General features: G+C 63.3%; 12 protein-coding genes and 1 pseudogene. 9 read left to right on the top strand and 4 right to left on the bottom strand.

Annotation, left to right across the window (positions count from 1 at the left end; genetic code table 11):
- Positions 1–18 precede the first annotated feature (18 nt).
- Complete coding sequence (locus tag OH705_RS04830; protein ID WP_023631211.1) at positions 19–966, bottom strand: sugar ABC transporter substrate-binding protein; 948 nt, start codon at positions 964–966, stop codon at positions 19–21.
- 339 nt (positions 967–1,305) lie between these two features.
- On the opposite strand from OH705_RS04830, the gene OH705_RS04825 reads away from it, so the two are divergent.
- The 3 genes from OH705_RS04825 to OH705_RS04815 all read left to right on the top strand — a co-directional run bounded on the left by OH705_RS04825 (position 1,306) and on the right by OH705_RS04815 (position 3,560).
- Entirely contained in the window at positions 1,306–2,394 is a 1,089-nt protein-coding gene (locus tag OH705_RS04825; protein ID WP_094011449.1) for an asparaginase, read from the top strand.
- Positions 2,395–2,621: 227 nt separating this feature from the next.
- Entirely contained in the window at positions 2,622–2,864 is a 243-nt protein-coding gene (locus tag OH705_RS04820; protein ID WP_046855153.1) for a DUF1654 domain-containing protein, read from the top strand.
- Between the two features lie 6 nt (positions 2,865–2,870).
- A complete protein-coding gene (locus OH705_RS04815; RefSeq protein ID WP_267301188.1) occupies positions 2,871–3,560 on the top strand; it encodes an endonuclease I family protein in 690 nt (229 codons plus the stop codon).
- Positions 3,561–3,566: 6 nt separating this feature from the next.
- Here OH705_RS04815 and OH705_RS04810 read toward each other — a convergent pair whose 3' ends face one another.
- Positions 3,567–3,992 (bottom strand): bifunctional (p)ppGpp synthetase/guanosine-3',5'-bis(diphosphate) 3'-pyrophosphohydrolase, encoded by a 426-nt coding sequence (locus OH705_RS04810; protein WP_023631215.1) that lies wholly within the window; start codon positions 3,990–3,992, stop codon positions 3,567–3,569.
- A 270-nt stretch (positions 3,993–4,262) separates the two neighbouring features.
- Between OH705_RS04810 and OH705_RS04805 the strand changes: the two are divergent.
- Positions 4,263–5,665: pseudogene (locus OH705_RS04805) on the top strand (purine-cytosine permease family protein).
- 87 nt (positions 5,666–5,752) lie between these two features.
- Here the strand turns inward: OH705_RS04805 and OH705_RS04800 are convergent.
- Complete coding sequence (locus OH705_RS04800) at positions 5,753–6,982, bottom strand: acyl-CoA dehydrogenase (RefSeq protein WP_038706377.1); 1,230 nt, start codon at positions 6,980–6,982, stop codon at positions 5,753–5,755.
- A 140-nt stretch (positions 6,983–7,122) separates the two neighbouring features.
- On the opposite strand from OH705_RS04800, the gene OH705_RS04795 reads away from it, so the two are divergent.
- Together OH705_RS04795 and OH705_RS04790 are read left to right on the top strand one after the other, a co-directional pair.
- Entirely contained in the window at positions 7,123–8,064 is a 942-nt protein-coding gene (locus OH705_RS04795) for a LysR family transcriptional regulator (RefSeq protein WP_023631014.1), read from the top strand.
- 45 nt (positions 8,065–8,109) lie between these two features.
- Positions 8,110–8,328 carry a DUF2970 domain-containing protein gene (locus tag OH705_RS04790; protein WP_094011402.1) on the top strand — a complete coding sequence of 73 codons (219 nt, stop codon included), beginning with the start codon at positions 8,110–8,112 and terminating at the stop codon, positions 8,326–8,328.
- 304 nt (positions 8,329–8,632) lie between these two features.
- Here OH705_RS04790 and OH705_RS04785 read toward each other — a convergent pair whose 3' ends face one another.
- Positions 8,633–9,709: an ABC transporter substrate-binding protein gene (locus OH705_RS04785; protein ID WP_267301187.1), complete on the bottom strand. Its 1,077-nt coding sequence runs from the start codon at positions 9,707–9,709 to the stop codon at positions 8,633–8,635.
- Positions 9,710–9,925: 216 nt separating this feature from the next.
- Here OH705_RS04785 and OH705_RS04780 point away from each other — a divergent pair, with 216 nt between their 5' ends.
- The 3 genes from OH705_RS04780 (at position 9,926) to OH705_RS04770 (ending at position 13,790) form a co-directional block, all read left to right on the top strand.
- Positions 9,926–11,578, top strand: a complete 1,653-nt coding sequence (locus OH705_RS04780; protein ID WP_023629995.1) for a nitrite/sulfite reductase — start codon at positions 9,926–9,928, stop codon at positions 11,576–11,578.
- Positions 11,562–12,056 (top strand): DUF934 domain-containing protein, encoded by a 495-nt coding sequence (locus tag OH705_RS04775; protein ID WP_023629994.1) that lies wholly within the window; start codon positions 11,562–11,564, stop codon positions 12,054–12,056. The genes OH705_RS04780 and OH705_RS04775 overlap by 17 nt, the downstream gene beginning before the upstream one ends.
- A 168-nt stretch (positions 12,057–12,224) precedes the next feature.
- On the top strand, positions 12,225–13,790 hold the full coding sequence (locus tag OH705_RS04770; RefSeq protein WP_094011400.1) for a hypothetical protein: 1,566 nt from the start codon (positions 12,225–12,227) through the stop codon (positions 13,788–13,790).
- Positions 13,791–13,822 lie beyond the last annotated feature (32 nt).

The raw sequence follows: 13,822 nt of genomic DNA, 5'->3' as shown, positions 1-13,822 counted from the left end.
CGCTCCCGCGAAATCACTTCACTTGGTAATCAGCTTGACTGGCGTCTGGATGACATTGTCGGCATCCACGCCGGGCTGCTCGCCCTTGAGCATCTTCAGCGCCGCTTGGATGCCGAACACCGCCTGCTCGCTGGCAGCCTGGTCGAGGGTGGCCAGCACACGGCCATCCTTGAGCATCGGTTCGATGGCCTTGATGTTGTCGTAGCCAACCACCTGCACCTGGCCGGTCTTGCCGGCGGCGCGCACGGCCGAGACCGCGCCCAGGGCCATGCTGTCGTTGCCGGCCAGCAGCGCCTTCAAATCGGGATATTCGTTGAGCATCGAGGCGGCAACGGCGTTGCCCTTGTCGATCTCCCAGTTGCCGGATTGCACCGAGACGATCTTCATCTGCGCGGCTTCCATGGCGTCCTTGAAACCAGCGGTGCGCTGCTGGGCATTGGTGGTGGTCGGCACGCCTTCGATGATGCCGACCTGGTCACCGGCCTTGAGCTTTTGCTGGGCCAGGTAGTCGCCGACCATACGCGCGCCCTTGCGGTTGTCCGGGCCTACGAACGGCACGCTGATGCCCTTGCTCTTGAGGGTTTCGGGGTCGAGGCGATTATCGATGTTGATCACGATCACGCCTTTGTCCATGGCCTTCTTCACCGCCGATACCAGCGCCTTGGAGTCGGCCGGGGCGATAACCAGCGCCTTGGCGCCCGAGTTGACCATCTGCTCGACGATACGGATCTGCTCGCCAGTATCGGTCTCGTTCTTGATGCCGTTGGCGACCAGCTGGAATTCGCTGGCATGGGTTTTCTGATAATCCTTGGCGCCGTCTTCCATGGTGCGGAAGAACTCGTTGGCCAGGGATTTCATCACCAGGGCGACCTTGGGCGCCTCCTCGGCGTGGGCGACAGGCAGGGAGAATATCAGCGACGACAGAACGGCGAGGGCCAGAGGACGGCCAGAGAACGGCAGCTTCATGGAAATGACTCCGAATCTTGTGGTTTTTATCGGATCGCAAACGTTTGCGGTGGCTAACTATGTAAACAGGCCGCAGGTTTGTCAATCCAGCGCGTAGGAAGCCGCAGCTACGCAAGAGGGATTATCCGCAATTCGTCCGAAAAACCGAACACATTTCCTACTCTCGTTCGGCCAGCCGAATGACCTCACGCAACTTGACCAATTGGTCGGATCGCGTACCTCCAGTCCAGACAAGGGTTTCAAGATGAAATACGACGAACGGTAGTTGATGGTACGAAATCTGCCTTACTGCAGTGCGACTTAACGCACATCTCACCGTGGAAGAGAGAAGCAGAAATGATGAAATCCGCTATCAAGACCTTCGCACCGAGCGCCCTGGCGCTGTTGCTGGTACTGCCGACTACCGTTTCCGCCAAGGAAGCCGCGCAACAACAGAAGCTCGCCAACGTGGTCATCCTAGCCACCGGCGGCACCATCGCCGGCGCTGGCGCCAGCGCGGCCAACAGCGCCACCTACCAGGCCGCCAAGGTAGGCATCGACAAGCTGATCGCCGGCGTGCCAGAGCTGAAAGACCTGGCCAACGTGCGCGGCGAGCAGGTGATGCAGGTCGCCTCGGAAAGCATCGGCAACGACGACCTGCTCAAGTTGGGCAAGCGCGTCGCCGAACTGGCCGACAGCAAGGACGTCGATGGCATCGTCATCACGCACGGCACCGACACCCTCGAAGAAACCGCCTACTTCCTCAACCTGGTAGAGAAGACCGACAAGCCGATCATCGTGGTCGGCTCGATGCGTCCGGGCACGGCGATGTCCGCCGACGGCATGCTCAACCTGTACAACGCCGTGGCCGTGGCCAGCAGCAAGGACGCCCGCGGCAAGGGCGTGCTGGTAACCATGAACGACGAGATCCAGTCCGGCCGTGACGTGAGCAAGGCGGTCAATATCAAGACCGAAGCCTTCAAGAGCCAGTGGGGCCCGCTGGGCATGGTGGTCGAAGGCAAGTCGTACTTCTTCCGCCTGCCGGCCAAGCGCCACACCGTCAACTCCGAGTTCGACATCAAGACCATCAGCAAGCTGCCGGCCGTGGATATCGCCTATGGCTACGGCAACGTGACCGACACCGCCTACAAGGCGCTGGCCCAGGGCGGCGCCAAGGCGATCATCCACGCCGGCACCGGCAATGGCTCGGTGTCGTCGCGCGTGGTGCCGGCGCTGCAGGAGCTGCGTAAGGACGGCGTGCAGATCATCCGCTCCTCCCACGTTAACCAGGGCGGCTTCGTACTGCGCAATGCCGAACAACCTGACGACAAGAACGACTGGGTCGTGGCCCATGACCTGAACCCGCAGAAGGCGCGGATCCTGGCAATGGTCGCAATGACCAAGACCCAGGACAGCAAAGAGCTGCAGCGGATCTTCTGGGAATACTGATCGGCGTGCACTTCGGGTTGGTATGTTGAAGATACCGACCCTATCGCGGGGCAAGCCCGCTCCCACGAGGCACACATGACCTTTGTGGGAACGGGCTGGCGCTGCGATGTCTTCGATTGAACCAATCCCTCTACCACGGTCTTATACGGCTTTCATCCTACCTGCGGTTGCGAAATGGCTTACGGTGAAATACTGTATGCGCATACAGCAAAACAAGGAACAGCCCCGTGGCCAAACCCGCCCCAGCGTCGCCAAGCAGTTATGAACTACTGGGTCAACGCATCCAGAAGATCATCAACAGCCCCACCGCCCAGCGCAGCCGCGCCGCCCTGATCTTCCGCCTGGAGCACGAATCGCCCGATGACTGGGCCACGCTGCTCGAGGAAATCGCCGAGAACGACAACGTCACCCTCGCCCACCGCGACGATGGCGGCGTGCAGGTGTTCTGGACCGTGCCCAAGGAAGACTGATTGCACATGAGAGTTTCGCTTTTCGCTGCCTGCCTGCTGCTGCTCCACCCCCTCGCCCACGCCGACGCCCCGCGTACCTTCCAGGAGGCCAAGAAGGTCGCTTGGAAGCTGTACGCGCCGCAGTCCACCGAGTTTTATTGCGGCTGCAAATACCAGGGCAACAAGGTCGACCTGGCGTCCTGCGGCTATGCGCCGCGCAAGAACCTCAACCGTGCCTCGCGCATCGAGTGGGAGCATATTGTCCCGGCCTGGCAGATCGGCCATCAGCGCCAGTGCTGGCAGGACGGCGGGCGCAAGAACTGCTCGCGCCACGACAAGGTCTACCAGCGGGCCGAGGCCGACCTGCACAACCTGGTACCGAGCATCGGCGAGGTCAATGGCGACCGCAGCAACTTCAGCTTCGGCTGGTTGCCCGAACAGCATGGCCAGTACGGCAGTTGCCTGACCCAGGTCGACTTCAAGGCCAAGAAGGTCATGCCTCGCCCGTCGATCCGCGGGATGATCGCGCGCACCTACTTCTACATGAGCAAGCAGTACGACCTGCGCCTGTCCAAACAGGACCGCCAGTTGTTCGAGGCCTGGAACAAGACCTACCCGCCGCAGCCCTGGGAGCTGCAGCGCAACCAGCAGGTGGCATGCGTGATGGGGCGCGGCAACGCCTTCGTCGGCCCGGTCAACCTCAAGGCCTGCGGCTAAAGGCCCTCAGGCCAGCGTCTGCAGGTAGGCGCTGGCCTGCTGGTACCGGCACAGCCGGGCCACATCGGCCGGGCCTGGGCAAGGGATGCGCGAAAGGTCGCTGTTGTCGGCCAGGTCCGCCAGCTTCACCTGGCGCGCCAAGGGGTCCACACCCAGGCGAATGACGAACGCCTCGTAGCTCTCGCCCTCGCGCCGGCTCAGCGCCAGCAGCGCGGCGAGGATCTTCAGCGGGAAACCTTCACGGGCGAGGTCGGCCAGGGTCAGCGGCGTGTCTTCCAGCACATCGTGCAACACCGCGACGATGCGCTGCTCGGGGGTGATCACCCGCCCCATCACCCGCAGTGGGTGAAGGATGTAAGCCGCCCCGCCTTTGTCGAACTGCCCTTCGTGTGCCTTGATGGCCATCGCGATGGCCCGCTCCAACGTCGCCATGAGGCGCTCCCCCACTCAACCCGCGCACTAGACAGCATAGCCGTTGCGCCACGGGCGTGTTCACCCAGCGCCAGCGCGTCATGCCGGCGAGCTTGCGCCGCCCACACCAAAGCGTTTGCCAGCCTTAGGTTTTTTAAGGCTCATGAGCACAAATTTACTAATTTCTCGATACCCGCCCACCCCGCATCATCGCTCCAACAAGAACGCGTCGCCCCTTGCCGGCACGCACCCGGGCCTCCCCCGATGCCCCACCTTGCCTTGGAGTCAGTCATGACCAGTGCAGCCAATTCGGCCCCCCACACACGATCGGCTATGTGCCGCCGCAAGACCGCCATGGAAAGGTAAGGGATCTGTTCACACTGTGGTTCGGCGGCAACATCGCGCCGCTGCCCATCGTCACCGGCGCACTCGGCGTGCAGCTGTTTCACCTCAATCTGGTCTGGGGCATCGTCGCGATCCTGGTCGGCCACCTGGTAGGCGGCGTGCTCATGGCCCTGCACTCTGCCCAGGGCCCGCAGATGGGCATCCCGCAGATGATCCAGAGCCGCGCCCAGTTCGGTTCGCTCGGCGCCCTGCTGGTGGTGGTCATCGCCGGGGTGATGTACATCGGCTTCTTCGCCTCCAACATCGTCCTGGCCGGCAAGTCGCTGCATGGCGTGGTCGAGACGGTGCCGGTGTCCGTGGGCATCGTCATCGGTGCATTGGGCTCGGGCATCATCGGCATCATCGGCTACCGCTTCATCCACGTGCTCAACCGCATCGGTACCTGGGTGCTGGGCATCGGCATCGTGGTCGGCTTCGGCTACATCTTCAGCCATGTGCAGAGCGACGATTTCCTCACCCGCGGCGGCTTCAACCTGGCCGGCTGGCTGGCCACCGTGTCCCTGGCGGCGCTGTGGCAGATCGCCTTCGCGCCCTACGTGTCGGATTACTCGCGCTACCTTCCGGCTGACGTGAAAGTGTCCTCGACCTTCTGGACCACCTACCTGGGCTCGGCCCTGGGCTCGAGCCTGTCATTCATCTTCGGCGCGGTGGCGGTGCTGGCGATCCCTGCCGGGATGGACACCATGGACGCGGTCAAGCTTGCCACCGGCACCCTCGGCCCGCTGATGCTGGTGCTGTTCCTGCTCAGCGTGATCAGCCACAACGCCCTCAACCTGTACGGCGCGGTGCTGTCGATCATCACCCTGGTACAGACCTTCGCCTACCGCTGGATCCCCACTGCCAAGAGCCGCGCCGTGCTGTCGCTGCTCGTGCTGGCGGCCTGCTGCGTGGTGGCGGTGTTCGCCTCGGCGGACTTCATCGGCCACTTCGTCGACATGGTGCTGGTGTTGCTGGTGGTGCTGGTGCCGTGGACGGCGATCAACCTGATCGACTTCTATGTCATCCACAAGGGCGACTACGACATCGACTCGATCTTCAAGATCGACGGTGGCATCTATGGTCGCTACAACCCCCAGGCGCTGATTGCCTACGCGGTGGGTATCGTGGTGCAGATCCCGTTCATGAACACGCCGCTGTATGTCGGGCCGGTGTCCGCACACATCAACGGCGCCGACCTGTCGTGGCTGGTGGGGCTGGCGATCACCTCGCCGCTGTACTGGTGGCTGGCCAGCCGCGACAGCGCGTATCGTCGTCGGCAGGTGAGTGCGAAGCTGGCGGCGGGGGTCTGAGTCCGCCGGGCTGAAAGTTGACGAGGGGACCCGCTGCGGCGGGTCTTCTGTCGTCAATATCAGCCACCACGACCCAGGCAGGAAACCCTAGCGCTCGCTACGGAGCATCTCCTTCGGCACATACTTGCCAATCTCATACTTGCCGATCGCCGCCCGGTGCACCTCATCCGGTCCGTCGGCCAGGCGCAGGGTGCGCTGCATCGCATACATGTAGGCCAAGGGGAAATCACCGCTCACCCCTGCCCCGCCATGGATCTGGATGGCCCGGTCGATTACCTTCAGCGCAACGTTCGGCGCCACCACCTTGATCTGGGCGATCTCGCTGCGGGCCACCTTGTTGCCGACGGTGTCCATCATGTAGGCGGCCTTGAGGGTCAGCAGCCGGGCCATGTCGATCTCCATCCGCGAGTCGGCGATCTTGTCGACGTTGCCGCCCAGCCGCGCCAGCGGCCGGCCAAAGGCGGTGCGCTCGACCGAGCGTTTGCACATCAGCTCCAGGGCGCGCTCGGCCATGCCGATCGAACGCATGCAATGGTGGATGCGCCCAGGCCCGAGGCGGCCCTGGGCGATCTCGAAGCCACGGCCTTCGCCGAGGAGCACGTTCTCGTAAGGCACTCGCACGTTCTCGAACAACACTTCGGCATGGCCGTGTGGCGCGTCGTCGTAGCCGAACACCGGCAGTGGGCGGACGATCTTCACGCCGGCTGCGTCGGTGGGCACCAGGATCATCGAGTGCTGTTGATGACGCTGGCCATCGGGGTTGGACAGGCCCATGAAGATCATCACCTTGCAGCGCGGGTCACAGGCGCCGGAGGTCCACCACTTGCGGCCGTTGATCACCCACTCGTCACCGTCGCGCACGGCGGTGGCGGCCATGTTGGTGGCATCCGAAGAGGCCACGTCCGGCTCGGTCATGGCGAACGCAGAGCGGATTTCGCCGCGCAGCAGCGGCTCGAGCCACTGGCGCTTCTGCGCCTCGCTGCCGTAGCGCACCAGCACTTCCATGTTGCCGGTGTCCGGCGCCGAGCAGTTGAACGGCTCGGGCCCCAGCAGCGAGCGGCCCATGATCTCGGCCAATGGCGCGTACTCAAGGTTGCTCAGCCCTGCACCATATTCGGATTCGGGCAGGAACAGGTTCCATAGTCCTTCCTCGCGGGCCTTGGCCTTGAGCTCCTCCATGATAGCGGTAGGCTGCCAGCGGTCGCCCTCGGCTACCTGGCGCTCGAACACCGGCTCGGCCGGGTAGACGTATGCATCCATGAATGCGCTGACGCGTTCGCGCAGTACCTGGACCTTGGGCGAATAGGCGAAATCCATCGGGGCTACCTTCCGTCAATGAAGAACATGGACCTGAGCCTAGAACAGCCACCCTTCATCCACCTAGTCTATTTTCTTCGTGTATAAACATTCATAACCAATATATGATCGATCCATAACTCCAACAAAGAGCGGCGCCCATGAACCTCAGCAAGGTCGACCTCAACCTGTTCATCGTCTTCGACGCGATCTACACCGAAGCCAACCTGACGCGCGCCGGGCAGATCGTCGGCATCACCCAGCCGGCGGTTTCCAACGCCCTGTCACGGTTGCGCGAGACATTCAACGACCCGCTGTTCGTGCGCACCGCCCAAGGCATGGTGCCCACGCCCATGGCGCAGAACATCATCGGCCCGGTACGCAACGCGCTGTCGCTGCTGCGCACCTCGGTCCAGGAAAGCCGCATCTTCACCCCGCTGCAGGCGAGCAAGACCTTCCGCATCAGCATGACCGACCTTACCGAAGCGGTGATCCTGCCGCCGCTGTTCCAGCGCCTGCGCCGGCTTGCCCCAGCCCTGGTGATCGAGAGTTTCCTGTGCAAGCGCCGCGAAACCACAAAGGAGCTGGCCGCCGGGCGCCTGGACTTCGCCGTCGACGCGCCGCTTAACACCGATCCACAGGTTCGGCACGTCAAGCTCATGCAGGACCGCTACGTCTGCGCCATGCGTCCCGGTCACCCCCAAGCCGACGATAAGCTGACTCTCGACGGCTACCTGGCCATGACCCATATCCATATCTCCAGCCGCCGCAATGGCCTGGGCTATGTGGACCTGGCCCTTGGCAAAATGGGGGTGCAACGCCGTGTCGCCCTGCGTTCGCAGCACTACCTGATGGCCTCCCAGGTGCTACAGCAGACCGACATGGTGATGACCGTTCCCGAACGTTTCGCCCGCCGCCACCAGTTGCGCCACCAGCCACTGCCAGTGGAAGTTCCGCCGCTGGAGACCCATCTCTACTGGCACGAGAGCACCGACCAGGACCCGGCCAACCGCTGGATGCGCGAGCAGATCATCGAGTTGTGCGAGCGGGTGGTGGCCCAGGACGACCAGGAACAGGCAAGCCCGGCGATCGCATCGGCCTGAGTCGCCTACACTGTCGATGATTGCCTCTGAACCCAGGAGCCACTCATGGACGACAGCCAACATGGCAAGCCACCGACCTTTTGGCAGATGCTGCAGAGCATCCTTGCCGCGGCGTTTGGCGTGCAAAGCGGCAAGAACCGCGCCCGCGACTTCACCTATGGCAAGGCCAGCCATTTCATCGTGATGGGGACAGTGTTCACGCTGATCTTCATCTTCGTGCTGATCGGCCTGGTGCAGTTGGCGATGCACCTGACGGCGCGCTGATCACAGGGCAAATCCGCCAATACTGCTTGCCAAAACGCAATCCGCCCGCGGATATCCCTTCCGCGGGCGGTTCAGGTGCTTCTCACGGTCTTGAGCAGTTATCCGCTATTGATGGCTGACCCAGTACACCGCGGTGACCACCACCAGCACGATCAGACAGAGGATCGCCCAGGCATCGACACTGCTGTCAGCTTTGCGGACCTTGGTAGAGTTTCCCATTGCATTGCCTCTTGTAGTGGTTATGGGAATGCACTTCACAAGCAGCAGTTAAGTCCAGCAATGCCCTTCGCTCAAGCAGGGTCTTTCAATACTCGACGGGTGACGTGAGAAACGGGTAGCGGAAATCTGCCGGTCGCCCTTCGGCACTGAAACGGTGGAAGTCGATACCATGGCCATCCTGCTCCAACAACTCGAGCCAGCGCCGCGCCTTGGCTGAGTCGATCAGTTGCAGAGCCGGCGCGCTGTGCTCGCGCTGGCCATCGCGGCCTACCGCCAGCCCTCGGGCGTCATCGTGCAGCATGACCATGGCCCAGCCACCCAAGGTGAAATGCCCACCCATGAGTACGCTCAAACGCCCGTCGATTCGCGCGCGCAGAGCCTCAGGCGAGCTATTGACCGCACTGAACAGGACATCGCGCCCGGGCACCTTGCCTAGTGCCTGGAACGCCTGCATGGCACCGAATGCCATCTGGTCGTTGGCTGACCATACCAGGCGGGTGTCGGGGTAACGCTCGAGCAGCATCTGCGCTTGTTCGAAGGCACGCTGGCGGCTCCAGCCGCCGTACACCACCTGGCGCAGGCGCACCTGGGGGAACTCGGCCAGTGCCCGGCGCATGCCCTGCACGCGCAACTGCGAGGCCGGCGTGGTCTTGACCCCGGCGAATACCAGCAAGTCGACCGCCCCGGGTGCGGCAGGCAGTTGCGCCGCCAGCGCCTTGAGCATCTGGTAACCAGCCTCCTCGTCGTTGCTGACCAACGAGCCGAGCACTTCAGGATATTTGTCCGGCTGCGCCTGGACACTGTGCGCCTGGCTGTCGGTGAGGCCGTTGTTGACCAGGAACAGCTTGACTCCGGTGCCTCGCGACAAGCGGATGATCTCTGGGGCAACGTACAGCTCGTTGACCAGCACCAGGTAGTCCGGGCGCTGTGGTCCTTGCAGCACCTCACGGGCCTGAGTAAGGGCCAGGTCGGCGCGACGCTCGCTATATTGCACGCGCAAGGTCATGCCGAGGTCGCTGGCGGCGGCCTGCATGAAGCGTGAATAGTCAACCCAGAACGTTTCGTTGGAGTAGCCTGGATTGAGAAACACCACCGAAGCGGCCTGTGCGCTAGCTGCCAGCGGCAGGCTCAGGCACAGGCTCTGGCACAAGGCCTTGAGCATGCTGTTACATCCCTGCGGAGCAAACCCCGGATTATAGCCCCGTGATGTACCGCAGCGGACAAATGCCAGTCAGTCTCACTTAGTCCAAATAGTTCTTTTCATATGCTAAAACATCACTTTAGCGCATAAACCCAGTCTGCTATCGTTTCCCCGCTCCGACCCGGAGTGCGCGGCCGTGCGCGCGATTAGCTGCATGCAGCCTGAGACAGGACTTATATGTACGTATACGACGAGTACGATCAGCGGATCATCGAGGACCGCGTCAAGCAGTTCCGTGATCAGACCCGCCGCTACCTGGCCGGTGAGCTGAGCGAAGAAGAATTCCGCCCTCTGCGCCTGCAGAACGGCCTGTATATCCAACGTTTCGCGCCGATGTTGCGAGTCGCCGTGCCCTATGGCCAGTTGAACGCACGCCAGGCCCGCATGCTGGCGAAAATCGCCCGCGACTACGACAAGGGCTACGCGCATATCAGCACCCGCCAGAACGTGCAATACAACTGGCCGGCGCTGGAAGACATCCCGGACATTCTCGCTGAGCTGGCCACCGTGCAGATGCACGCGATCCAGACTAGCGGCAACTGCCTGCGCAACGTCACCACCGACCAGTTCGCCGGTGTCGCCGCCGACGAGTTGGTCGACCCGCGCCCGTGGTGCGAAATCGTCCGCCAGTGGACCACCTTCCACCCGGAATTCGCCTACCTGCCGCGCAAGTTCAAGATCGCCGTCAATGGTTCGAGCGACGACCGCGCCGCCATCGAGGTGCACGACATCGGCCTGGAGCCGGTGCGTAACGCCGCAGGCGAACTGGGCTTCCGCGTATTGGTCGGTGGCGGCCTGGGCCGTACCCCGGTGATCGGCGCGTTCATCAACGAGTTCCTGCCCTGGCAGGACCTGCTCAGCTACCTGGACGCGATCCTGCGCGTGTACAACCGTTACGGCCGTCGTGACAACAAGTACAAGGCGCGGATCAAGATCTTGGTCAAGGCCCTCACCCCGGAAGTGTTCGCCGAGAAGGTCGAGGCCGAGATGGTCCACCTGCGTGGCGGCAACACCACCCTGACCGAGGCCGAAGTACAGCGCGTCGCCCGCCACTTCGTCGACCCTGAGTACCTGGCCCTGGACAACACCGACTTCAGCGCGTTGGACGCCGAGCACCCGGGCTTTGCCCGCTGGCGCTCGCGCAACACCCGCGCGCACAAGAAGCCGGGCTATGTTGCCGTGACCCTGTCGCTCAAGCCCACCGGCGTCGCCCCGGGCGACCTGACCGACAAGCAGCTCGACGCGGTCGCCGACCTGGCCGAGCGCTACAGCTTCGGCTACCTGCGCACCTCCCACGAGCAGAACATCATCCTCGCCGACGTCGAGCAGCGTCAGCTGCACGCGTTGTGGCTGGAACTGCGCGAGCAAGGCTTCGCCACCCCGAACATCGGCCTGCTGACCGACATCATCTGCTGCCCGGGCGGTGACTTCTGCTCGCTGGCCAACGCCAAGTCGATCCCGATCGCCGAATCCATCCAGCGCCGCTTCGACGACCTGGACTACCTGTTCGACATCGGCGAGCTCGACCTGAATATCTCCGGCTGCATGAACGCCTGCGGCCACCACCACGTCGGCCACATTGGCATCCTTGGCGTGGACAAGAAGGGCGAGGAGTTCTATCAGGTCTCGCTGGGCGGCAACGCTGCCCGCGATGCGAGCCTGGGCAAGATCCTCGGCCCCTCCTTCGCCCAGGACGACATGGCCGACGTGATTGAAAAGTTGATCAATGTGTACGTCGAGCAACGCACTGAAGACGAACGCTTCATCGATACCTACCAGCGGATCGGCATCGACCCCTTCAAGGAACGCGTCTATGCAGCGAATCATTAAGAACAACCAGATCGTCGACGAAACCTGGCACCTGCTGCCCAAGGACGTATCGATCGACGAACTGACCAACTGCGACGACTACATCGTGCCGCTGCAGCTGTGGCGCGACCATCCGAGCCTGCTCAAGGCCCGCGACGGCGGCCTGGGCATCTGGCTGGACAGCGACGAAGAAGCCGAGGAAATCGGCGAGCACGTCGAGCACTTCCAGGTGATCGCCCTTAACTTCCCGGCCTTCACCGACGGGCGCAGCTACTCCAATGCGCGCCTGCTGCGTGACCGCTACAAGTTCAAGGGCGAGCTGCGCGCCATTGGCGACGTGCTGCGCGACCAGCTGTTCTACATGGCCCGCTGCGGTTTCGACGCGTTCGCCATCCGTGCCGACAAGGACCCGGAAGACGCGCTGCAGAGCCTGAAGGACTTCTCGGTGACCTACCAGGGCGCCACCGACGAACCGCTGCCGCTGTTCCGCCGCCGCTGATCGTCGCTTGCAGTACTCCCGGCCCGCCTTCTGGCGGGCCGATTCGTTTCTGCGCCGGCAAGACGACCATTCCGGATAGGCCGAGGAAAAATCCGAATGTTCACTCAGGTTTGCTGATGGCATGCCGATATCAAGGCATATCCTTTTCACTCCGCAAGGAAAGCGACGATGAGCCCAATCACCTCGGCACTGCGATTCACGCCGATCCAAACTCCACCCGCTCCCACGCAGAACCTGATCGTTCGCCAGCCCACGAGCGTCGCCAGCGCCCCAGGCACCCAGGTCATCCTGGGCCAGGACACCCGCGTTCCCGACAGTGAGACCTACACCTCGCGAGGCACGCTGGACAACGCGCAGCCCAGCTACACCTGGGAACAGGACGGGCTGGACAAGCTGAGCATGTACATGTTCAGCGCGGTCAAGTCGTCCTCCACCGCCGCCCGCTTCCAGGGCCTGGGCAGCGCCCTGGTGGAGCAGCTGGCGGCCAGCGGCGGCCAGCGCGTCTCCCAGTCAGCCCTGCAGGTCAACGAGACCGACACCACCCCGCTGAACCTGCAGCAGTCACGCCTGCGCGAGTTCGCCAGCAATACCGTCACCCTCAGCCTCACCACCGCCTCCGGCGCCACGGTGAAACTGGGTTTGTACAACGGTGAGCGGGGCCTGGCGGTCGACGCCGAAGTCCAGGGCGGCGAGCTCAACGCCAACGAGCTCAAGGGCTTGGCCGCCCTGGCCGACGGTTTCCAGTCGGCGATCAATGGTTTGACCCGGCAACCGCCGAGCCTGCAGCTCGGCTCGCTGGTCAAGCTCGATCCGAACCTGTTCAGCGGCCTGCAAATGAATGCCAAGCTGGACTTGCCCAGTGGTGGGCAACAGACCTTCGACCTGCGCCTGGACGGCTCCACCCGCAGCCTGAAACTCGATGGCCCGAGTGGCCAGGTGCAGCTGGACCTCGACTCCCAGGGCGGCGCGCTGCTGGGCGGCAAGGCCCAGCGCCAGGCCGCCCTGGACAACTACCTGACCCAGTTCGACGAGGCGCAGAAGCGCGGCAAGGGCGATGCGCAACTGACCTCGCTGCTCAAGGATGCCTTCAGCCAACTGAACAGCATCGACGACAACAGCCCGCGCCCGGCGGGCCATAACGACGCGGTGAACACCTACAGCCGTGCGTTGCTCAGCGGCCTGGCCGACTTCAAGGCCTCGATCGTGCAACCGTCCAGCCGCCCGAACGCACGGCGCCTGGACGAGGAAGACCGCTTCGCCTACCAGGTGTCGCAATCGACCTCGACCAGTGGCCAAGGCACCACCATCGCCCGTCAGCAACGCCAGGAGGCCAAGCTGGATGCCGCCTGGCATTCGAGCCTGTCGTCCGCTGCCAAGCTCACCGAAGCGGATCCGTTCGACGAGAAGAACTACCGTTACCACACGCTCAGCGAAACGGCGAGCAGCACCACCGAATTGTCGTTCGTCGACAATGTGCTCAAGGAAGCCAAGGCCACCCAGGAGGCCACCAGCACCAAGCGCGTGCTCACCTACGAGGGTGGCAAGCTTGAGTCCGATGTCAGCACGCCCGAGTCGGTGAGCCGCTCGCGCAACCTGCTGAACCTGCTCGACGATCTGTTCAAGACCGATGAGAAGGCCCGGCGCAACGGCAGCCAGTACGACCTCGACGCGCAACTGGCGGCCCATGCCGGGCTGTGGCAGTTGCAAACCGACCCGGCGAAGATCCACGACTGACCGAGGCGCCGCCGCGCAGACAAGCCCCCCCC

The organism is Pseudomonas sp. BJa3 (assembly GCF_026343815.1).
In the GTDB taxonomy this organism is placed as follows: domain Bacteria; phylum Pseudomonadota; class Gammaproteobacteria; order Pseudomonadales; family Pseudomonadaceae; genus Aquipseudomonas; species Aquipseudomonas soli.
The sequence above is the reverse complement of the archived record's forward strand: the minus strand, read 5'-3'. Positions and strand labels throughout refer to the sequence as shown.

Bases quoted from the DNA above. Each gene is read 5' to 3' on its own strand.
- OH705_RS04815 (WP_267301188.1), top strand. From the start codon at position 2,871: ATGAGAGTTTCGCTTTTCGCTGCCTGCCTGCTGCTGCTCCACCCCCTC.
- OH705_RS04790 (WP_094011402.1), top strand. From the start codon at position 8,110: ATGGACGACAGCCAACATGGCAAGCCACCGACCTTTTGGCAGATGCTG.
- OH705_RS04830 (WP_023631211.1), bottom strand. From the start codon at position 966: ATGAAGCTGCCGTTCTCTGGCCGTCCTCTGGCCCTCGCCGTTCTGTCG.
- OH705_RS04810 (WP_023631215.1), bottom strand. From the start codon at position 3,992: ATGGCGACGTTGGAGCGGGCCATCGCGATGGCCATCAAGGCACACGAA.
- OH705_RS04785 (WP_267301187.1), bottom strand. From the start codon at position 9,709: ATGCTCAAGGCCTTGTGCCAGAGCCTGTGCCTGAGCCTGCCGCTGGCA.
- OH705_RS04780 (WP_023629995.1), top strand. From the start codon at position 9,926: ATGTACGTATACGACGAGTACGATCAGCGGATCATCGAGGACCGCGTC.
- OH705_RS04800 (WP_038706377.1), bottom strand. From the start codon at position 6,982: ATGGATTTCGCCTATTCGCCCAAGGTCCAGGTACTGCGCGAACGCGTC.
- OH705_RS04775 (WP_023629994.1), top strand. From the start codon at position 11,562: ATGCAGCGAATCATTAAGAACAACCAGATCGTCGACGAAACCTGGCAC.
- OH705_RS04795 (WP_023631014.1), top strand. From the start codon at position 7,123: ATGAACCTCAGCAAGGTCGACCTCAACCTGTTCATCGTCTTCGACGCG.
- OH705_RS04770 (WP_094011400.1), top strand. From the start codon at position 12,225: ATGAGCCCAATCACCTCGGCACTGCGATTCACGCCGATCCAAACTCCA.
- OH705_RS04825 (WP_094011449.1), top strand. From the start codon at position 1,306: ATGAAATCCGCTATCAAGACCTTCGCACCGAGCGCCCTGGCGCTGTTG.